Origin of the sequence: Hoeflea sp. YIM 152468, assembly GCF_029210485.1 — a bacterium.
In the GTDB taxonomy this organism is placed as follows: Bacteria; Pseudomonadota; Alphaproteobacteria; order Rhizobiales; family Rhizobiaceae; genus Hoeflea.
The window spans coordinates 256117-275916 of the sequence record NZ_JARGET010000029.1; the positions used below are offsets into that span (position 1 = coordinate 256117).

18 protein-coding genes are annotated in these 19800 nt (G+C 60.5%); 10 read left to right on the forward strand and 8 right to left on the reverse strand.

Translation table 11 applies throughout. The features are described from left to right. Positions 1-15: 15 nt before the first annotated feature. The 3 genes from PZ897_RS16330 to PZ897_RS16340 all read right to left on the reverse strand — a co-directional run bounded on the left by PZ897_RS16330 (position 16) and on the right by PZ897_RS16340 (position 2429). Positions 16-1104, reverse strand: coding sequence for a hypothetical protein (locus PZ897_RS16330; protein WP_275753575.1), 1089 nt, complete (start codon positions 1102-1104; stop codon positions 16-18). A 197-nt stretch (positions 1105-1301) separates the two neighbouring features. Further along, positions 1302-1700 (reverse strand): cytochrome c family protein, encoded by a 399-nt coding sequence (locus tag PZ897_RS16335; RefSeq protein ID WP_275753576.1) that lies wholly within the window; start codon positions 1698-1700, stop codon positions 1302-1304. Between the two features lie 138 nt (positions 1701-1838). Further along, a complete protein-coding gene (locus PZ897_RS16340) occupies positions 1839-2429 on the reverse strand; it encodes a thymidine kinase (RefSeq protein WP_275753577.1) in 591 nt (196 codons plus the stop codon). Positions 2430-2667: 238 nt separating this feature from the next. Here PZ897_RS16340 and choX point away from each other — a divergent pair, with 238 nt between their 5' ends. From choX to PZ897_RS16370, 6 genes are all read left to right on the forward strand, one after another. Next, positions 2668-3597, forward strand: coding sequence for a choline ABC transporter substrate-binding protein (gene choX, locus PZ897_RS16345; protein ID WP_275753578.1), 930 nt, complete (start codon positions 2668-2670; stop codon positions 3595-3597). A gap of 66 nt (positions 3598-3663) precedes the next feature. Further along, entirely contained in the window at positions 3664-4518 is an 855-nt protein-coding gene (choW, locus tag PZ897_RS16350) for a choline ABC transporter permease subunit (protein ID WP_275753579.1), read from the forward strand. After that, entirely contained in the window at positions 4515-5576 is a 1062-nt protein-coding gene (choV, locus tag PZ897_RS16355) for a choline ABC transporter ATP-binding protein (protein WP_275753580.1), read from the forward strand. The genes choW and choV overlap by 4 nt, the downstream gene beginning before the upstream one ends. Positions 5577-5622: 46 nt before the next feature. Beyond that, positions 5623-6384 (forward strand): SDR family NAD(P)-dependent oxidoreductase, encoded by a 762-nt coding sequence (locus PZ897_RS16360; protein ID WP_275753581.1) that lies wholly within the window; start codon positions 5623-5625, stop codon positions 6382-6384. Positions 6385-6398: 14 nt separating this feature from the next. Continuing rightward, positions 6399-7166 (forward strand): DUF2470 domain-containing protein, encoded by a 768-nt coding sequence (locus PZ897_RS16365; protein WP_275753582.1) that lies wholly within the window; start codon positions 6399-6401, stop codon positions 7164-7166. A 94-nt stretch (positions 7167-7260) separates the two neighbouring features. Further along, a complete protein-coding gene (locus PZ897_RS16370; RefSeq protein WP_275753583.1) occupies positions 7261-7557 on the forward strand; it encodes a metalloregulator ArsR/SmtB family transcription factor in 297 nt (98 codons plus the stop codon). Positions 7558-7713: 156 nt separating this feature from the next. Here PZ897_RS16370 and PZ897_RS16375 read toward each other — a convergent pair whose 3' ends face one another. Both PZ897_RS16375 and PZ897_RS16380 read right to left on the reverse strand, forming a co-directional pair. Then, entirely contained in the window at positions 7714-9651 is a 1938-nt protein-coding gene (locus PZ897_RS16375) for a methyl-accepting chemotaxis protein (protein ID WP_275753584.1), read from the reverse strand. Between the two features lie 76 nt (positions 9652-9727). After that, complete coding sequence (locus tag PZ897_RS16380) at positions 9728-10333, reverse strand: hypothetical protein (protein ID WP_275753585.1); 606 nt, start codon at positions 10331-10333, stop codon at positions 9728-9730. Positions 10334-10890: 557 nt separating this feature from the next. Here PZ897_RS16380 and PZ897_RS16385 point away from each other — a divergent pair. The 3 genes from PZ897_RS16385 (at position 10891) to PZ897_RS16395 (ending at position 13740) form a co-directional block, all read left to right on the forward strand. Beyond that, positions 10891-11844, forward strand: coding sequence for a nucleoside hydrolase (locus PZ897_RS16385; RefSeq protein ID WP_275753586.1), 954 nt, complete (start codon positions 10891-10893; stop codon positions 11842-11844). 39 nt (positions 11845-11883) lie between these two features. Then, on the forward strand, positions 11884-12588 hold the full coding sequence (locus PZ897_RS16390; RefSeq protein ID WP_275753587.1) for an SDR family NAD(P)-dependent oxidoreductase: 705 nt from the start codon (positions 11884-11886) through the stop codon (positions 12586-12588). A gap of 84 nt (positions 12589-12672) precedes the next feature. Then, positions 12673-13740 carry a Gfo/Idh/MocA family oxidoreductase gene (locus tag PZ897_RS16395; RefSeq protein WP_275753588.1) on the forward strand — a complete coding sequence of 356 codons (1068 nt, stop codon included), beginning with the start codon at positions 12673-12675 and terminating at the stop codon, positions 13738-13740. Here PZ897_RS16395 and PZ897_RS16400 read toward each other — a convergent pair. The 3 genes from PZ897_RS16400 to PZ897_RS16410 all read right to left on the reverse strand — a co-directional run bounded on the left by PZ897_RS16400 (position 13737) and on the right by PZ897_RS16410 (position 18240). After that, positions 13737-14876, reverse strand: coding sequence for a Gfo/Idh/MocA family oxidoreductase (locus PZ897_RS16400; protein ID WP_275753589.1), 1140 nt, complete (start codon positions 14874-14876; stop codon positions 13737-13739). The genes PZ897_RS16395 and PZ897_RS16400 overlap by 4 nt on opposite strands. A gap of 87 nt (positions 14877-14963) precedes the next feature. Next, entirely contained in the window at positions 14964-17237 is a 2274-nt protein-coding gene (locus PZ897_RS16405; protein WP_275753590.1) for a glycoside hydrolase family 9 protein, read from the reverse strand. Between the two features lie 166 nt (positions 17238-17403). Then, positions 17404-18240: an alpha/beta hydrolase gene (locus PZ897_RS16410; RefSeq protein ID WP_275753591.1), complete on the reverse strand. Its 837-nt coding sequence runs from the start codon at positions 18238-18240 to the stop codon at positions 17404-17406. 207 nt (positions 18241-18447) lie between these two features. Between PZ897_RS16410 and PZ897_RS16415 the strand changes: the two genes are divergently transcribed. Beyond that, complete coding sequence (locus PZ897_RS16415) at positions 18448-19797, forward strand: NAD(P)-dependent oxidoreductase (RefSeq protein ID WP_275753592.1); 1350 nt, start codon at positions 18448-18450, stop codon at positions 19795-19797. The last annotated feature ends 3 nt before the right edge of the window (positions 19798-19800 follow it).

Consider the following 19800-nt stretch of genomic DNA (forward strand, 5'->3'; position numbering starts at 1 on the left):
GTCACCATGCCGGGCTCAGGGTTGCACGTAGTTGGCGGAATTGTGCTTCTCCAGCACCTCGGAGAAGCGCCGGGCGAAGGCATCGTCGGCCAGTTGCTTGCGGCGCTGGATGTCCTTGGTCGACAACATGTTCTTCTCGTGCATTTCCAGAAGGTCGCCGATATGGGTCTGCGCTGCGGCGCCAATGCCGGCCATGGTTTCTTCTGCCGCGGTATCGACGCGGCTGCCAAGCGTGTTGATCTTGTGGGCGACATCCTGCTGCGCCGCGGTTTTCAGCGAGTCTTCAAGCGCCTTGTAAAGAACGATGCGCTGTTCGGTATCGATGGTCAGCTTGTTGATCAGCGTGTTCTGTGCCGCGATCTGATTGTTGAGCGAATCCACAAATGTCTGGAACATCGAGGTGTAGCGCTCGAGCGTCTGGCTCTCGGCCAGCAGCTCCTGTTCTTTGGCCTGCCGTTCATTGTATTCGGTGGCAAGCTTGGAGCGGTCGCTCTCAAGGTCGGTGCGGGTTTTCTGGTCGGTGGACGCCGCAATTTGATTTTCGATGTCCATCAGCTGCGGATTGAGCTCGACGATCCGCTGTTGCGTGGCCTCGAGATTGGCCATCGTCACCTTGCGGCGCTCGATGACCTTGATCAGGCTGGCCTCGGAAGTCTTGTAGCGGCTGTCGAGAATGTCCTTCTGGTCTTTCAGGATGCTGGTGATGGTGTCGGATTTCTTCAGCAGTTCCTGAAGGTTGCCCGACAACGACATGTTGCGGACGCGATCGCTGCGCATGCGCTGCGCCCGCCCCTTGGAAAAAATCGCCACGAAGCTTTCCATACCGGAAAACCCCTTCATGCTTTCGAATTCGGCTCCGAAAACATTGGTCGCATCTTCCAGCCCGATGATCAGATCGGCGATGTTGGTTTCCATCATCCGCTGCTGGCGCAGCACATCCTGGATCCGGGCATTTTCGATGTCGAATTGCGGATCGCCAAGTTCCGCGTCGGCTTCTGACAGCTTCTCGAGCACACTCCCGGAAGCCTCGATCTTGGTTCGCATTTCCTCGACAACGGATCGGGTTTTTTCGATTTCCGCGTCCAAACTCTTGATATTCGCCATGCCCGGCTTCCCCATTGTGCTGCGCCAAAAAACCAGCGCGACCCTTATTGATCGTAAGTAGAAATTCCTCAGATGCTTTTAGCACCGGATAGTCGTGCCGCAAACCTCAAGCCAGAAACAGGTAGGTACAATAACGGCGAAAAAAAAGGCTGCTCTCGAAGGAACAGCCTTTCAATGCGAATTATTGTTGACCGGCTTTACTCGGCCGCGGCCGGGTCTGTCATATACGCGATGACATTCTCGACTTCATCATCCTTCTTGAGCCCGGCGAAGGCCATCTTGGTGCCCTTGACCACGCCTCTCGGGCTGCGCAGGTAGGCTTCCAGCGCCTCGACGGTCCATGTTGGAACCTCGGTAGCATATTCGCTCATCGCCTTTGAATATTTGTAGCCTTCGACCGAGGCGATCGGACGGTCGATGATATCCACCAGATGCGGGCCAACCTTGTTCTTGGCTTCCACTGCGGTATGGCAGGCGGCGCATTTCTTGAAAACCTTGGCGCCTTTGGCGGCATCGCCGTCAGCAAGGGCTGCGGTGGGAACAGAAACGGCCGCCGCAATAACGGCCCCAAACAGCATGGATAGGGAAATACGCATAAATGACTCCGTTCGCAATTGCAGATAAGCATGGTTATAACGCGCACTGCTGCGAGATCAATCTCGCTGCGACCGCTGCGCAAGTGTCAACTGGCCGCTCTTCGTCAAAACAAACCCGGCCAGGGCACATCGATCCCGCTATTCAGCCGCTCCCGGGCTCATCACGTCGTCCCAGTGACGGCGACAATACGACACATATTTCTCGTTGCCTCCGACTTCGACCTGAGCGCCTTCGCGGATGACGTCGCCCTGATCATCCATGCGCACAACCATGGTCGCCTTGCGTCCGCAATGGCAGATGGTGCGAACTTCCCGCAATTCATCGGCAATGGCGAGCAGGGTCTGGGAACCAGGAAACAGCTGTCCGCGAAAATCGGTGCGCAAGCCATAGGTCATCACCGGAATTGACAGACGATCGGCGACGCGTGCCAATTGCCACACCTGAGCCTCGGTGAGAAACTGCGCCTCGTCGACGAAGGCGCAGGCGATTTCGCCTTCGGCTTGCAGCGTTTCGAAAATCGAGAACAAATCATCTTCGCGACGGAAGGTGTGGGCCTCGCAATCCAGTCCGATCCGCGAGGCAACGCGTCCCGCCCCGCCACGATCATCGAAGGCGGCGATGAACAGCACCGTGCGCATGCCGCGTTCGCGGTAATTGTACGACGCCTGCAGCAAAAGCGTCGACTTGCCCGCATTCATTGTCGAATAACTGAAATACAGCTTGGCCAAGGTGACCCCCTTAATGCCCGGTGTTCCCGCGAGCCCGGATCAAGGCCGCAACCGCCAGCGTGGCGTTTCAGGCTGCCGGTATGATCCTTACTGCCAACTGCCGGTGCCAAACTCCACCCCTGCCCCGCTGCTTTCAACAGCCGTTTTGGCCTGCGCTCCGAATTTTGAACGCATGGCGGGTTGAGTTCATTGCCCAGAGGTGGTTGTTTCTTCGATCGGAACACGGGAGATACCGACTATGATAAAAAAACTGACTCTTACATTTGCCGCCATTCTGCTCGCAGGAACCGCAACAACCCACGCAGCAGACGCGGAAGCGTGCAAGACCATTCGCTTTGCCGATGTCGGCTGGACCGACATTCAGGCCACCACAGCCGTCACCGGTGTCGTGGTTGAAGCCCTGGGCTACACGCAGGAGGTGCAGGTGCTCAGCGTGCCGGTCACCTATCAGTCACTCAAGAACAAGGACATGGATGTCTTCCTCGGCAACTGGATGCCGTCGATGGCCGCCGATGTGCAGCCTTTCCTTGATGACGGCTCGGTTGAGACCGTTGCCAAGAACCTTGATGGCGCCGGCTACGGCCTGGTCGTGCCGACCTATGCCGCGGAAGGCGGGGTCAAGAGCCTTGCTGATATCGGCAAGTTCAAGGACAAGTTCGACGGCAAGATCTACGGCATTGAACCGGGCAACGACGGCAACCGCATCGTGCTGGAAATGATCGAAGATCCGGCCAATGGCCTGGACGGCTTCGAGCTGGTTGAAAGCTCGGAAGCCGGCATGCTGTCGCAGGCGGAAAAGGCGATCCGGAACGAGGAATGGATCGCATTTCTCGGCTGGACCCCGCATCCGATCATGGGCGAGATGTCGATCGCATACCTTGATGGCATGGGCGATTCCGGCTTTGGCGCAGCCACCGTGCACACCAATGTGCGCGCCGGCTTCACCGACGAGTGCCCCAATGCAGGAACCCTGATCAAGAACCTGTCCTTCACGCTGTCGATGGAAAACAAGATCATGGACGACATCCTCAAGGGTGAAGACGCCGACGCCGCAGGTCTGGCCTGGTTGAAGGCCAATCCGGATGCGGTCAAGCCCTGGCTTGAAGGCGTGACAACTTTCGACGGCGGCGATGCTGCCGCGGCTGTCGCTGCCAAGCTCGGCATGTAATAAAGACACAACGGTCCGGGGCTGCCAAAGCCGCCCCGGACCGAATTGTGCGTCGGGGGACAAGTCATGGACGGCATCACGGACATCATCACGGCCTGGAAAATTCCGGTCGGAAAGTGGGGCAAGAGCTTCTTCAACTTCCTCACCGACAATTTCGAGTTCGCTTTCGATTCCATCGCCGACTCGCTCAAGTTCCTGCTCGACAGCATGATTGACGGGCTTTTGTGGTTGCCGTCGCTGGCCCTGGTTCTGGTGGTTGCGCTGATCGGCTGGCGCATTCAGAAATCCTGGAAACTGGCGCTCGGCATTGTTCTCGGACTGGTGTTCATCATCAATCAGGGACTCTGGAAGGAAACCGTCGAAACCCTCGTGCTGGTGATTTCGGCAGCCTTCATGTCCATGCTCATCGGCGTGCCGATCGGCATCTGGCTGGCGCACCGGCCCAAGCTTTACACCTATGTGCAACCGGTGCTCGATCTGATGCAGACGATGCCGACCTTCGTCTATCTGATCCCGGTGCTCATCCTTTTCGGTCTCGGCCTTGCTCCAGGCCTGCTGGTCACGATCATCTTCGCCTCCCCGGCCCCGATCCGGTTGACCTATCTGGGCATCACATCGGTCCCAAGACCAATGGTCGAGGCCGGAATGGCCTTTGGCGCCTCGCCGCAGCAATTGTTGCGAAAGGTCGAACTGCCCGCCGCCCTGCCAACCATCATGGCGGGTCTCACCCAATGCATCATGCTGTCACTGTCGATGGTCGTCATCGCCGCCCTGATCGGCGCAAACGGGCTTGGCAAGCCAGTGGTGCGCGCACTCAACACGGTCAACATTCCGCTCGGGCTTGAAGCCGGCATTGCCATTGTCATTCTCGCCATCATTCTGGACCGCATCTGCCGGGTACGCATCGGAGCCACATCATGAGTCTGGATGCTGATCGCGGCTCGGTCCGCATTGACAATGTCTCCATCATCTTCGGCGACAACACCGCCGAGAGCCTGGCGCTTGCCGACGCCGGCAAGTCACGCACCGAGATCCAGGAGGAGACCGGCGACGTTCTCGGCGTGCACAATTGCACAGTCGATATCAATGAAGGCGAAATCCTGGTGCTGATGGGACTGTCGGGGTCAGGCAAATCCACGCTTCTGCGCGCCGTCAACCGCCTCAACCCGATCAGCCGCGGCACACTCATCGTCGAATGCGGTGACGAGACATTTGATGTCGGAGCCTGCGACGACAGACTGCTCAAGCAACTGCGCATGGACACCGTGTCGATGGTGTTTCAGCAGTTTGGCCTGCTGCCCTGGCGGTCCGTCGCCGACAATGTCGGCTTCGGCCTGGAAATTTCCGGCGTTCCCCGGAAGGAACGCGACCAGCGGGTGAAGGAACAACTGGCGCTTGTCGGCCTGTCCGACTGGTCGGAGCGGATGGTTGCGGAACTGTCTGGCGGCATGCAACAGCGGGTCGGCCTGGCCCGCGCCTTCGCCACCGGCGCACCGATCCTGCTGATGGACGAGCCGTTCTCCGCGCTTGACCCCTTGATCCGAACCCGGCTGCAGGATGAGCTGCTTGAACTCCAGTCACGGCTTGGCAAAACCATTGTCTTCGTCAGCCATGACCTTGATGAGGCCATGAAACTCGGCAACCGGATTGCCATCATGGAAGGCGGCCGCATCATCCAGTGCGGCACCCCGCGCGAAATCGTCAATTCGCCGACCAATGAATATGTCGCCGATTTCGTCGCCAACATGAACCCGATCGCCATGCTGACGGCGCGCGATGTCATGACCCCCGGCAAACCCGATGCATCGCGCGGCCAATCGCCGCTGTCGGCTTCGGTCACACCCGATACGCCGTTGTCCGACGTGATGGATGCGTTGACCAAGCGAAACGGGACAATTGGCGTGATTGACAAGGGCGTGGTGACAGGTTCCATCACTGCCGACGATATTGTCCGGGGCCTGACGCGGCACCACCGCTGATTGAAACCGGTGCTTACAAACAGATTGCAGCCAAGGAGTGTGAAATATGGAAGTTAAGGGCAAAGCCGCCATCGTAACCGGCGGGGGTTCGGGCCTCGGCGCCGCAACGGCACGGGCACTGGCAGCCGCCGGCGCAAAGGTCTCGCTGCTCGATATCAATATCGACCAGGCAGAAAAAATTGCCGCCGAAATCGGTGGCAAGGCCATTGCCTGCGACGTCTCCAACGCCGCAGCCGCCGAAGCCGCACTTGCTGAAGCTGCAAAGGCCCATGGCGAAGCCCGTATCCTGATCAACTGCGCCGGCATTGCGCCAGCCGGCCGCGTCGTTGGCCGTGAAGGTCCGCATGATCTCGACCTGTTCCGCAAGGTCATCGAGGTCAATCTGATCGGCAGCTTCAACATGCTGCGGCTTTTCTCCGACCGTGCAGCCAAGCTCGACCCGCTTGCCGACGGCGAACGCGGCATCGTGATTTCGACCGCCTCGGTCGCGGCCTTTGACGGCCAGATTGGCCAGGCGGCCTATGCCGCTTCCAAGGGCGGCGTTCACGCCATGGCGCTGCCGATTGCCCGCGAAGTCGCCCGCTTCGGCATCCGGGTGATGACCATCGCGCCGGGTATTTTTGCCACCCCGATGTTGCTCGGCATGCCCCAGGAAGTTCAGGACAGCCTTGGCGCCTCGGTGCCGTTCCCTTCACGGTTGGGACAGCCGGAAGAATACGCCAGCCTCGCCATGCACATCATCGACAATGTCATGCTCAATGGCGAAACCATCCGGCTTGACGGCGCGATCCGCATGGCGCCGAAATAGCGGGCGGCCGGGCGGTGAAAGAACAGGTCAAGACCATTCGCGACACCGATGAGGAGGCACGTCGTCTTGCACGGCGCCTCATCCGTGGCGCGCGGTTTGGTGCCATCGGTGTGCTCGAGCCCGAGACCGGTTTTCCGTTCGCCAGCCGGGTTCTGACCGGAACCGACGTTGACGGAACCCCGTTGATCCTGGTCTCGGGACTTTCAACCCACACAACCGCACTGCTCGCCGACGCGCGAGCCTCGCTGCTTTTCGGTGAGCCCGGCAAGGGCGACCCGCTGGCCCATCCCCGCATTACAGTACGAACCAGAGCCGAGCGCGTTGCCCGCGATGATCCTGCCCATGCAAGGCTGCGGGCCCGCTTCATAGCGCGCCATCCCAAGGCTGCGCTGTATGCTGACTTCCCCGACTTCGCATTTTTCCGGATGGCCCCGGTGTCCGGCAGCCTGAACGGCGGCTTCGGCAGGGCCTTTGTGCTGGACCGCTCGGATCTTCTTATCACGTCGCCAGCCATCGCCGATGTTGCCGATATCGAGCCGGGCGCAATTGCACACATGAATGCTGACCATCCCGACGCCGTGGATGCCTATGCCCGGGGCTTGGGCAAATCGAAAAAGACAGGCTGGAAGGTTTGCGGGATTGATTGCGCGGGCCTGGACCTTGTCCATGGCGATGATCTCTTGCGCATCGAATTTGACGCGCCCCTCGAGCAGGCATCGAAGCTTCGTTCCACGCTTGCCGAACTCTCGCGTACGCTGTCAAATAATAGGGGTGTACATTGACCGTTTTATGGTTGAAATATGTTGCATGAGTTTTTGAGTATTTGGATTATTTATTGAGGCCGTGGCAACGCGGGAAGACGATGGAATATTTGACATGATTAATGCGCAACATCTTGAATCCCATTCAGAAGAAGCTGCCGATCTTTTGGCGGCAATGGGCAATCAGAAGCGGATGATGATCCTTTGCAACCTTGCCAAGGGCGAAATGCAGGTGGGGACGCTTGCACAAAGAGTGGATCTGAGCCAGTCGGCACTGTCCCAGCATCTGGCCAAACTGAGAACACGCCAACTGGTCAAGACCCGCCGCGAAGCGCAGTCTGTCTACTACTCGATTAATTCCGAACCGGTTCTCGAAATGTTGCGAACCCTGGCCAATATTTACTGCCGCTGAAGCCTGCCGCTTATCCGGCAACTCCTAGTTTCAGGAACGTAATTGATGTCTGCTTCTCTCGGTGCGGCAGACACCGGATATGGAGGCCGAAAAAACCCGCTTCTTTCGAAGCGGGTTCTCTCCATTGTCAGTGAAGCCCGGTCCGCTTGGCCGGACTTAGAACTCTTCCCAGGATTCCTGTGCAACCGCGGCATTGCCCTGGCTCTGCATCTGCGGCCGGGCAGTCTTTGCAGCCGGGGCCGCCGGTTGAGCCGCCCGCGCCATGGTTCGGGCGGTTTCGTGCAGGGCGGCCGATTGGGCGGTTGCGGCACCATCGATCTTGAACTGCGAGATCAAGTCGCGCAGCTTGGCTGCTTCCTTCGCCAGTTCCGATGAGGCTGCACTGGATTGCTCCACCATCGCAGCATTCTGCTGGGTGGTCTGATCCATCGAATTGACCGCCTGATTGACTTCCGACAGGCCAGTGGATTGTTCCTTCGCCGAAATCGCGATCGCATCCATGTGCAGGTTCATGTCGGTGATGAAGCCGCCGATTGTGCGCAGCGCTTCGCTGGCTTTGCGGACAAGGTCGACACCGCTGGAAACTTCGGTCGAGGAGTTCTCGATAAGCTCCTTGATTTCCTTTGCCGCATTGGCCGATCGCTGCGCCAGCTCGCGCACCTCCTGGGCAACAACGGCGAAGCCCCTGCCGGCTTCCCCAGCCCGCGCTGCCTCGACGCCCGCATTGAGCGCCAGCAGGTTGGTCTGGAATGCAATTTCATCAATCACGCCGATGATGTTGGAAATCTGCTTCGAGCTCTCTTCGATGCGGCGCATCGCATCTTCGGCCTGCCCGACGACTTCCGACGACTGAGTCGCGGAGGAATTGGCCTGGGAGGCAACGCCACGCGCCTCTTCGGTTCGTTTGGTGGAGCTGACCACGTTGGAGGTGATTTCCTCGACAGCCGCCGCTGTTTCTTCAAGTGCTGCAGCCTGGCGCTCTGTGCGTTTGGACAGGTCATCAGTGCCGTTGGCAATTTCGCGGGTTCCGGTTTCCATCATCGATACGCTGTCGGTGATGGACGCCATGGTTCCGCCCAACTGACGGATCGACTGATTGAAGTCATGACGCAGCGGTTCGAAGTCCGGCGCGAAGGTTTCGTCGAGCTGGAAGGAGAGATCGCCCGCAGCCAGTCGCTTGAGACCCGTCGCAAGCCCGGAGGTGGCGATTTTCATGCGCTCAGCCGCGTCGGCTTCGGCCCGCTCCTGATCGGCAATGCGGTTGGCTTCTGCCTGCTTGCGGTTCTGCTCGGCATCGGCCTGCAATTGCTGGTTGGCGATCGCCGCCTCGCGGAAAACCTGCATGGCTTCCGCCATCTGGCCAATCTCGTCCTTGCCGCCCTTGTCGATGGCCACATCGAGTTCGCCATTGGCGAGCCTTGCCGTCACATCGGCCAGACGTCCAAGCGGACGGGACACCAACTGGAAGTTCAAAAAGCCCATCAAGGCGGCAACAAGCGCGACGATGACGGATGCCGCCAGACTGATTGTCTCAACCGCCGACAAGGCCGACATCTGGTCTGCAGATGCGACCGCAGCCGCCTCCCGGACATTGGCTGTGACTGTTCCGATCTTGACATCAAAATCACTCAGCAGCTTCGAGCCGCTGCCTGTCAGTTCCAGCACCCGGGCCAGTTCAACCGTCATGGGATCACGCATCAGCCCGATCTGACGCTCGACTACCGAAGTGCGCCATTCAGCGATCACCGAAGTGGCGTCGGTCAGCATCGCGACTTCATCGGCGGCATGCTCGGAATAGCGATCCTTCAGAGATGCTACCTGGGCATCGATACCGGCGCTGGTGCTGGTGTATTCGTTGACGAAATCCCGGTTACCGGTCAGCAGGAAATTCTTCAGGGCTAGGTTTGCCTGATTGACCTGGCCCGACAATTCGGCTGTTTCGTCGAGCAATTCGCCCATGATCTGGCTATGCTCGACGAGATCGGTCGCAGTCACCGCCCGTGCATAGATAAAAGCGGAGGCGCCAATTGCAATGAAAGCAAGGATCGCGAAGGCGGCGAACCCCTTGGTGCTGACAGATAGGTTCTTGAGCATGGTTTATGTCCTGTTGGGTCTTGACGATGACGCCTCGGTTTACCCGTGCGTTACCTGATGGAGTGGTGCTGGCGGATCACGCGCCTGCGGCGACGCGGCGCTGCAATTCGGTCAGGTTGACTTCCATTGTCACCGCCCCGATCGATGTTGCCTCATCGGTCACCGTGAAGCTGACCTGCCCGCGCCAAATCTTGAAATCGTCATCCCATTCCGGCTCATCGATGAAGAGGGCCTCGCCCGAGACGTCATAGGTCTTCTGGAACTTCGCTTCGTCGCCTTGCCAGAAATCGCTGGTGATCGAGCTCTGGCCGACATTCAGCCCATTCTGATCCATCACGAATATCTCGGCATAAAGACCAAGTGACTTGCCTTGCAGCCGTGTCAGGTAGACCGACAATGGGTTGGACAATGTCGCAGCAATCAACGGCTTGTCGTCGCTTTCGCGTTCCGCCACCCATTGCTTGTCGAGGGCGTCAATCTGGTCCTGGGGCAACTTCTGCAGGCGCGCATTCTGGGCTTCGATCGAAATTCTGACGATGTCGGTCTCGATCCAGCTCCGCATCTCTTCAATAATTGAAGGTGTAATGAGTTGATGCACATCAGGCTTCATCGGTTCGGCAAGCACCGGCGAGATCATCATCAATGAAGTGCTGACGGCAAAAAATGTCTTGAGAGGGCCCATGTTTGTCTCCTTTTGGATGACAATTGGGGCATTCACTTTAAGATACGGTTAACAATACTGCGAACTTTAGATAACATTAATATACAGGCGAAATTCAGGGGTTATTATTTTCCCATAGGCGAGGCTCGGGACGATCAGTCTTGCCACCCCAAATACCGCTGCAAAGGTCGAAGTCTCACCCGGATTCTGCATTGCGATTACCGGCCTGTACCAAGCTGCATTGATGGAAACCTATCTCACCGGCAATGTTTTACCTGCAGGCAAGGCGCGCAGTCGTGCCGGCAACTTCAAACCAGGTGGATGGCCGCATGCGGGCAAGTCACCCTGCCTCCCCTGTCATCAGACCGGCTCGTATCAAGGCAGTCTCCAGCGGCTGACGGACGTCACCCGGCAAGGTAACGTCCGTCCCACGACAGCGGGAAGCCTCCCGCTTTGCCGCCGGTCAACAGCAGAAATGAACGAACAAACTTGCACCTGGCTTACCTTGACGACTGATTGCCTTGCGGCGAACCGTTGCGCATGGCATTGCATGCCGCAGTCAGGTACGGGGACCATCCATGAAGCACAAAATCATTATCGACACCGATCCCGGGATCGACGACGCCATGGCCATTGCCTATGCCATCGCCCATCCCGACATCGAGGTGCTGGCGCTGACCACCATATTCGGCAACGTCCGCACGGATGAATCGACCCGCAATGCGCTTGCCTTGCTTGAGCATTGGGGATCGGATGCGGATGTCGCCGAAGGCGAGCCTGCGCCGCTTTTGATACCGGCCAATGAACCGGGTTATCTGGTGCACGGCGCCAACGGCTTTGGCGGCGTATCCATTCCCGCCACAAGCAGAGCCAAGCATGGGCTGGACGCCGTCGACTACATCATCGAGGCGTCAAAACGCTTTCCCGGTGAGGTCGTGCTCTGTGCGATCGGACCGCTGACAAATCTGGCCCGGCTGCTCGAACGGGACCCCGAAATCGTCACCCGTCTGAAGGCCGTTGTCGTCATGGGTGGCGCGGTGCATCGCAAGGGCAATGTCACACCTGTGGCCGAAGCCAATTTCTGGAACGATCCGCACGCTGCCGACCAGGTACTGGCCGCCGAGTGGCCGCTGGTTCTGGCACCGCTGGATTGCACCATGCCGGTGGTGTTTACGCCCGATTACATGCAGGCACTGGCGAAGGAATCTCCGCTTCTGGGCGAACCGTTGGCTGAGATGGCCGAATTCTACGCCCGGTTCTACCGGTCCTATCTCGGGATCGGCGGCTGTGTACCCCATGATGTGATGGCGCTATCCTGGTTGACCGTTCCCGGTGCCTTCCGTCTGCAAAAGGGGGCGCTGGCAGTTGTCACCGACGGTCCGGCCATTGGCCAGACCCTGTTCCAGCCCGGCGGCACGCAGAGCCGAGCCCGTTGCTTTGATGGCAGACCTGACCATCTGGTCATGGTCGACACCGATCCGGAGATGTTCATGGCCGATTACATGATGGTCATGGCCCGCCACACCAAATGAACAAGACAGTCTGACCGGGCGCGTGAACGGAGCAGTTTCATGAACAGCATGATGAGCGGCGGGTTGGCAGTCGTTATTGGCGACACCGGCGGCATAGGCGCCGCGCTATCCCAAGCCCTGACCCAATCTGGCGTGTTTGCCAGGGTGATCGGCTACTCGCGCGCGTCAGATCCCGACATCGATCTGCTGGACGAACACACCATCATCCGCGCGGCAAAAGCTGCCGCTGCAGTGGACCTCGAGCTTCGGCTCGTCTTCAATGCCACCGGCTTCCTGCACGGCTCCGGCTTCAGACCGGAAAAAACCCTTGCCGCGATTACCCCCGAACATATGGCCCACGCCTTTGCGGTCAACGCCATGGGCCCCGCGCTTGTGATGAAACACTTCCTGCCGCTGCTGGCAAAAGACGGCAAAGCGGTCTTTGCCACCCTGTCGGCCAGAGTCGGGTCGATCGGCGACAATGCCCTGGGTGGCTGGTACAGCTATCGTGCCTCCAAGGCCGCGCTCAATCAGTTCGTCCACAGCGCCGCAATCGAACTGACTCGGAAATCCCCCGATGCAATCTGCGTGGCGCTGCACCCGGGAACCGTCGAGACCAGCTTGTCATCAGGCTTTGCCAAAAAAGGCCTGACCGTGCGAAAGCCACAAGACACGGCAGCACTTCTGCTTGACGTGCTCGACCGGCTTACTCCGGCCGAAAGCGGTGGCTTCTTTGACTATCAAGGCGCCGCACTGCCCTGGTGAGCCGGGTCAGGTGACGAATCACGGCTGCCGCCCCACAGTTTGATTTTTACCCCGCCTTCACCAGCCTGCGCCTATAAACCAGGCATGACACAGCCGAAGATCATCCGTTGGGGCATAGCCGGAACCGGCGCCATCGCAAAGCAGTTCGCGTCCGACATGCCATTGGCCCGTGGCGCCTCGCTTGCCGCCGTCTGCTCGCGCGACCCATCGAGAGCGCAGAACTTCGCCGGCCGGCAGCCCGGTGTCGCGGCCTTTGCCTCCCTGAGCGAGATGATTGCCGCACAAGCTGTCGACGCGGTCTATATCGCCACGCCCAACATGGCGCATCACCGCCAGAGCCTCGATTGCATTGCTGCGGGCATCCCGGTGCTGGTGGAAAAACCCCTGACCGCCAGCCTGGCGCAGGCTGTGGAAATTCAGTCTGCTGCCCGTAGCGCCAACGTCTTCGTCATGGAGGCGATGTGGAGCCGCTATCTGCCGGCAATCAAAGCCGCGCGTGCCGCGCTGCGCGACGGTTCGATCGGCACCGTCCGTCGGCTTGAGGCCGATCTCGCCTGGAAGCGGGATTTCAACCCGCACAGCCGCTTGTTCGATAAATCCCAAGGCGGCGGCGCACTCCACGATCTGGGCGTCTACCCCATCTCGCTTGCACGTTACTTTCTCGGCGAACCCGACTCGGTCTCGGCAAGCTGGCGCGCCGCGCCGTCAGGCGTCGACATGTCCGCGGAGGTGCGGATGGCGTTTGCCGGCGCGGATGCCCGGATCGGCTGCAGCCTTGACCGCAATGGTGCAAACCGCATGGTGATCGAAGGCGACAAGGGGGTGCTGGTGATCGGGCCTGTGTTCATCAAGGCGCAAGGCTTTGCGATTTACCCCAGCCGCCGTCTGGCGGATCTCGCCCAGCCAGGCGGCAACGCGCTGCCGGCCCGGATCCGCCGCAAACTGTTCCGGCACCTGCCATTGCCTGCCACCACCCGGCACGGGTTTGATTTTCCAGGCACCGGCCTGCAGTTTGAGATCGAAGCGGCATCCAACGCCATTCGCCAGGGAATGACCCGGCAACCAGACAACAGCCTTGACGACAGCGTGATCACTCTCCGCATCATCGAGACCATCCTCAGCCAGCCACCGTCGCAGGATGAAACGCGCTAAAATACAGAGCGCGGTGTGAACCTCCCCACACCGGCATTGAGCGCCAATGCCAGTTCGGTCAGATGCAAGGCCCGCGTGCCGGAGAAGAACGGCGCCTCTCCGGCCGCGATGGCATCGGCCATGACCGCTATGCCGCGCGCAAAATCGATCTGTGATGGAAACGAGGCAAGCTTGCCTGCCTTCGGCGGAGCCAGATAGGCAACGGCGCGGCCATGGGTCAGCCTGAGCGGCAACACCCGCCCGCGCCGGCGCTCGATCCTGCCGGCCAGACGTTGCAGCAACGGCCGGCGGCCCTCGAACCGGCTCAGATGCACCGGCGAGCGGTCATCCCACAGATCGCGCACGACAAGCGTGCCTTCGTCGCCGACGATGGTCAGCGACCGGTCACGCGGTGCGGCAAGGCCGCAGGTCAGCCGCGCCGTCACGCCCGACCGGAACGACAGGCACCCGACCGAAAAATCCGGCGCCATCGCAAGCCCGCCGGTGCCGGGGCCCTTGTCGGGAAAGGTCAATGCGGAGAAGGCCTGCCCGCTCTCGACCGCGCCAAACAACGCCACCAGCCAGGACAGGCCGTAGCCGGCGTGCTCCAGCGTGCAGCCGATTTCGAACTCGTGCACTCCGGGCCATTTGGCGCCTGAACGCGAGCGCCATGTCGGCCAGTTGTCCTTGAACACCGGGCCGTCTTCCATCTCGGCATAGGCCAGCCGCGGCGCGCCGATCCGGCCACCGGCAATCAGCTCCGCTGTCAGCGCTTGCGCGTCGGAAAGCCCGTTGGCCGGTGCGCCACAGATGGTGAGGCCTTTTCGCTCGGCAAGCGCGACGACTTCACTGGCTTCATCGTAGCTCATGCCCAGCGGCTTTTCGCAGTAGACGTGCTTTCCGGCGTTCAAAGCCTTGCAGTTGAGCGCAAAATGGCTTTCCGGAGAGGTCAGATTGACGACGATGGAAACCTCGGGATCATCAAGGCACTCTTCAAGTGAGCCGTAAGCCCGCGCATCATGAAAACGGCAGAACTGGCCAAGCCGCCCAGCGTCGCGATCCCAGACTCCGGCCAGCCGCAGTTCGGGATAATTGGCCAGTGTGGTCATGTAGTAGTCGGCGACAAAACCTGTGCCGACAAGCGCGATCGTGGTCATGAACGAAATCCCGGACTGTCTGTTTGGATTATTGTCGCAGGCATGGCTTAAGATGCGGTTGCGCTGTCCATCGCCACCGGTCGGGCGCTAGTTTGCGTCGGCGAGAAACGAGGCAATCCAGACAAGTGGCGCATTCCAGTTGATGGCGATCTCGTTGGTCGAATAGGACCGCGCGTCATCGACATAGCAGGCTTGCGGCGCGCAGCCGGTGAGCTTGCCGATGGCATAATCGTCGGCCAGCCCGCTGTTCGGACCACCGGCAAGCGCCCCGTCGGGTGGCGGCGGGTAGAACGGATCGGTGGAGGCGGCGAAGATGTTCGAATATTGCCGGTGCGCGTACGTCGTCCCGTAGCCGGTGACATAGGATATTCCCAACGCATTGCGCCCCAGAATATAGTCCATGCTCTCGCGCACCGCCTGCAGATAGCGCCGGTCGCCGGTGATGTCATAGGCGGTGGCGACGACGATCATGTTTTCGATCAGCGAGTGGTTCGACCCCCAGCCGAAGCCCTGTTCCGGCCGGTACATGAAGCCAAAAGCCTCCCTCGTTTGCGCCTTGAGATAGCTGTCGGCGGCCTGCGTGACCGATGACCGGATCGCCTTGAGATCGCTCTGCGGCAAATCCGACGGCACCGAGGCCAGTTGAAGCCGGGCCAGCCCCGCCACCGAACGCCAGTTGAAGCCATCGGCGTGAAACACCTGCCCCGACCAATGCGGCGACGCCTTGGCGCGCTCAAGCCAGGCACGATCGCCGGTGCTCAGATACAGCTCAGCCGCGGCCCAGTAGAACTCGTCGCTGACATCGTCGTCCTCATAATCGCCGCCGCCAAAACTGCCATTGGTGGACGGCGCGTAAAGCGCCGGGTTGGCTTCTGCGGCACGGAACGCGCGCTCAGCAACCGCCAGCAGCCGCTTGGCATAGGTCTTGTCGATCGCGGCAAAAAGCCGTGCACCCTGGGCTGCCGCTGCCGCCAGATTAAGGGTGGCCGCCGTCGATGGCCGGTGCAGCACCCGCTCCTCCCGGTCACGGTGCGGCAGGATCGGCCCCACCGTCCAGCGGTTGCCGTGCACCTTGTGGTGCGCCATTCCGGCCAGCGCCTCACCTTCGGGCACCATCATCGAGATCAGAAAATCGAGCTCCCAGCGGGCTTCGTCGAGAATGTCGGCAACACCGTTTCCAGCCTCGGGGATGCGCACCAGATTGTCCGTGAGCGCCGCAGAACCGCCGCCGCCATGGTTCAGCGCCCGCTCATAGCTCGCCAGCAGTTGCGCGGTGGCGATCCCGCCATTGACCACATATTTGCCGAAATCACCGGCGTCATACCAGCCGCCGGCAACATTGAGCTTGTAGCCGCAGCTCCAGGCCTTGCCGTAAACCTTGCGCGCGGTGCGGGTGTCAACGCAGCCGACCGCCGTATCGCCGCGGTTGGGCCTGATGCCCACATGCCCCGCCGGACGGCCATAGCCTTTGCCGGCCAGCTCTTCGCTAATTTCAATGCCGCTGCGCAGCTTGTAAAAATAGCTCAGTGCATCTTCGCGCAACAGGCCATAGGCGGTGGCGGAAATGGCGAAAACCGGGCTGGTCTCGCCGCCGGCAACAAGCCGGTAGCCCTCGCCGGGGGTGCGGTAAGTGCTGAAATCGAGCGTGTGCACATTCAGCCCGGAAGACGCGTCGTGGCCTAAGGGCTTGCTGCGCCCTGATGCTACCGTCGCGCCAGTGGCCGACAGCAGTGTCCACTCAACCGGCGTATTGTCGTTGCGCACCAGGGTGGCGCGCTTTGGACCATCGGGGAAATAGCCAAGCTGGTTGACCCGTATTGCCGGAACTGCCTCCGCAGCCTTGGCCGACGCCGGCTCCAGACCCGACTGCAACGATGCCGAATGCAGGCAGAACCGCCAGGGCGCATCTGCGCCGCCGAGCTGGAACACCAGTTGCGCCTCCGGGTGGGTCTGTCGGGCCAGGAAATTCTCACTCAGGCTCTGCTTGTCAACCGCAAGCCGGCGGTTGATTTCACCTTCCGCGGTCCAGGGCTCTGCCGCCTTTTGCACCAGCGCCCGCATCGGCCCGCCCGGAGCAGCCGAAGCGACCAGCGTCAGCCGGTACCGCTCGCCGGCTTCAAGGCTGAGACCGTTGAACCCCAGAATGGCGTCCCAGGGCTGGCCCGAGCCGCCCGCCACAAGCCCACACAGCGCGCCGGGTTTGTAGTCCAGTTTGATGTTGGGCGTAGCCCACCACTCGCCCGCAAACGAGCTTTGCGCGAACGCGGGATCGGGCAGCATCTCGCCCGCTGTGGCATTCGACGATGTGGCATGACCCGCCAGCAAGACAAGGAGGCCCGTCATGGCCCTGGTGTGCATCATGGCAGATTCCGGGCTCCGTGATCGGCATGCGTCACGGTGCTGATGACCGGGCCGCAGAAATACTCGCCGCGAAGTTAGACCTCTGCCGTGAAGAAACCTTTAATCCGCCAGCGCCATCGGCCGGACATAGCCGGTCATGGCCGCTCATGGCCTGACCCGGCCCGGGTCACCCGGCGAGCCCGAGAAAGGCCCGGCACAACGGCGAATCCGGGTCGGAAAGTCCGTCAATCACATCGAAATGATGCCTGCCGGCATCCTCATGGAGATGCATCGGCGTGGCAAAGCCGCGCCACATCTCGTAGAGCGCCCGGTTCTGGCGAACAAATTCCGGCCGTTCCTCAGCCCCAACCCAGGCCGTGACCGGCACCGGCGCAAGCGGCGCCAGCAGCACCGGGCTTTCGGCTTGCGCTTCCGCCGCATCGATCTGCAAGACGTCGTTCATCCCGGTCTGCATCAGCGGTCTCAGATCGTGTACCCCGGAAATCGAGGTGACGCCGCAGACACGGCTGAGGACATCGTCTGACAACAACGGCGCCCCGCTGATCAGCCGGGTGACCAGGTGGCCACCGGCCGAATGCCCGGTCAGACGCAGCGGCCCGGAAATCTGCTTGGCGGCAAAACTGACGGCCGCGGCGATCTCGCGCGCGATGCCTGCAATCTGGTTGTCGGGACAAAGCGTGTAGCTTGGCATCGCCACGGCATAACCATGCGCCAGCGGACCGGCAGCCAGATGTGACCAGGAGGACTTGTCAAACGCCTTCCAGAAGCCGCCATGGACGAACACCGCAAGCCCTTGGGCAGGCCCCTCCGGCAGGAACAGGTCGAGACGGTTGCGCACCGCCGCGCCGTAACCGAGATCGAGCCGCGCCCTCCCCGCCTTGTCCAACTGACCGCGAAATTCCTCTGCCAATCCGGCCCAGCGAGGCGGAAAATCCGCGGCTCCGGCAATGTGAGCGCCATTTGCGTAGGCATCGTCATAGTCCGCAATCGGGTAGTCAGTCACAGCCAAGCTCCTTGATTCGCATCATTTTTACCGGTCTTCTGCCAAAGCGCAATGTGGAGAGCCAGGGTCATTTTTTGATCATTCGATAAAAAATTTGACCTTTTGATAAAACCGTTTCATTCTTTCTCCTAGGCGGCGTCGGAAGCACTGAGGAGTTGCTCCGAAAATACCGCGCCCAACGAGGTTCTCGCAATGAGGGGGGTCCTGATGACTTTGTCCGAGACCAGCGATGTAAAGGCCAATCGTCTTTCCAGCGCCGACTATGCCGATAATTTTTCCGATATCCATCCACCGTTGACTCCGCACGAAGCGCTTGTCGAAGCGGATCGCTGTTATTTCTGCTACGACGCGCCCTGCATGACCGCCTGTCCGACGTCGATCGACATTCCGATGTTCATTCGCAAGATCCAGGCCGCCAACCCGGTCGGGTCTGCCAAAACGATCTTCGAAGAGAATATCATGGGCGGCATGTGCGCCCGCGTCTGCCCGACGGAAACGCTGTGCGAGGAAGCCTGTGTGCGCGAAATCGCCGAAGGCAAGCCGGTCAAGATCGGGCTGCTGCAGCGCTATGCCACCGACACCTTCATGGAACGCGAGCAACCGCACCCGTTTGCCCGCGCCGCATCGACGGGCAAGAAAGTCGCCGTCATCGGCGCCGGCCCGGCTGGCCTGTCCTGCGCCCACCGGCTGGCCAGTCTCGGTCATGATGTCGTTGTCTACGAAGCCCGCGAGAAAGCCGGCGGACTCAACGAATATGGAATCGCCTCCTACAAGACCACCAATGATTTTGCGCAGGATGAAGTTGATTTCATCCTCCAGATCGGCGGCATCAGCATCGAGAATGGCAAGGCGTTGGGCCGCGATGTCACGCTTGACCAGCTGACCGCGGATTTCGATGCGGTGTTTCTTGGGTTGGGTTTGCCGGGCGTCAATGCGTTGGGGCTTGAGGGCGAGGACGCCGCAGGCGTTGTCGACGCCGTCGATTTCATCGGCGTGCTGCGTCAGGCAGAAGACCTGTCTCAACTTGAAATCGGCCGCCGTGTCGTCGTCATTGGCGGCGGCATGACCGCAATTGATGCCGCCATGCAGTCGAAGCTGCTCGGCGCCGAGGACGTCACCGTCGTCTACCGGCGCGGCCAGGAATACATGAACGCCTCGCTCTATGAGCAGGAGCTGGCTCAGACCCATGGCGTTGTCATACGGCACTGGCTGATGCCGAGCAGTCTGAACGTTTCCGGTGGCGTTCTGACCGGGATCACACTGGAAAAGACCGAGCTGGACACCGGCGGCAAGCTTGTCGGCACCGGCGAACTGGTTACCCTTGACGCCGATCAGGTGTTCAAGGCCATCGGCCAGACACCGGATGCCGGCCCGTTGGCCGGTGGTTCGATCGAGCTGGAAAAAGGCCGCATACGCGTTGGCGATGGTCGCCGCACGTCGCATCCGAAAGTCTGGGCCGGCGGTGATTGCATTGCCGGTGGCGAAGATCTCACCGTGGTCTCCGTCGAGGACGGCAAGACCGCTGCAGAAAGCATTCACAAAGCCCTGATGGCTTGAGAG

Coding starts and splice junctions, on each gene's coding strand:
- choV (WP_275753580.1), top strand. CDS start 4,515: ATGAGTCTGGATGCTGATCGCGGCTCGGTCCGCATTGACAATGTCTCC.
- PZ897_RS16375 (WP_275753584.1), bottom strand. CDS start 9,651: ATGCTCAAGAACCTATCTGTCAGCACCAAGGGGTTCGCCGCCTTCGCG.
- PZ897_RS16380 (WP_275753585.1), bottom strand. CDS start 10,333: ATGGGCCCTCTCAAGACATTTTTTGCCGTCAGCACTTCATTGATGATG.
- PZ897_RS16385 (WP_275753586.1), top strand. CDS start 10,891: ATGAAGCACAAAATCATTATCGACACCGATCCCGGGATCGACGACGCC.
- PZ897_RS16370 (WP_275753583.1), top strand. CDS start 7,261: ATGATTAATGCGCAACATCTTGAATCCCATTCAGAAGAAGCTGCCGAT.
- choW (WP_275753579.1), top strand. CDS start 3,664: ATGGACGGCATCACGGACATCATCACGGCCTGGAAAATTCCGGTCGGA.
- PZ897_RS16330 (WP_275753575.1), bottom strand. CDS start 1,104: ATGGCGAATATCAAGAGTTTGGACGCGGAAATCGAAAAAACCCGATCC.
- choX (WP_275753578.1), top strand. CDS start 2,668: ATGATAAAAAAACTGACTCTTACATTTGCCGCCATTCTGCTCGCAGGA.
- PZ897_RS16405 (WP_275753590.1), bottom strand. CDS start 17,237: ATGATGCACACCAGGGCCATGACGGGCCTCCTTGTCTTGCTGGCGGGT.
- PZ897_RS16415 (WP_275753592.1), top strand. CDS start 18,448: ATGACTTTGTCCGAGACCAGCGATGTAAAGGCCAATCGTCTTTCCAGC.
- PZ897_RS16395 (WP_275753588.1), top strand. CDS start 12,673: ATGACACAGCCGAAGATCATCCGTTGGGGCATAGCCGGAACCGGCGCC.
- PZ897_RS16360 (WP_275753581.1), top strand. CDS start 5,623: ATGGAAGTTAAGGGCAAAGCCGCCATCGTAACCGGCGGGGGTTCGGGC.
- PZ897_RS16390 (WP_275753587.1), top strand. CDS start 11,884: ATGAACAGCATGATGAGCGGCGGGTTGGCAGTCGTTATTGGCGACACC.
- PZ897_RS16335 (WP_275753576.1), bottom strand. CDS start 1,700: ATGCGTATTTCCCTATCCATGCTGTTTGGGGCCGTTATTGCGGCGGCC.
- PZ897_RS16400 (WP_275753589.1), bottom strand. CDS start 14,876: ATGACCACGATCGCGCTTGTCGGCACAGGTTTTGTCGCCGACTACTAC.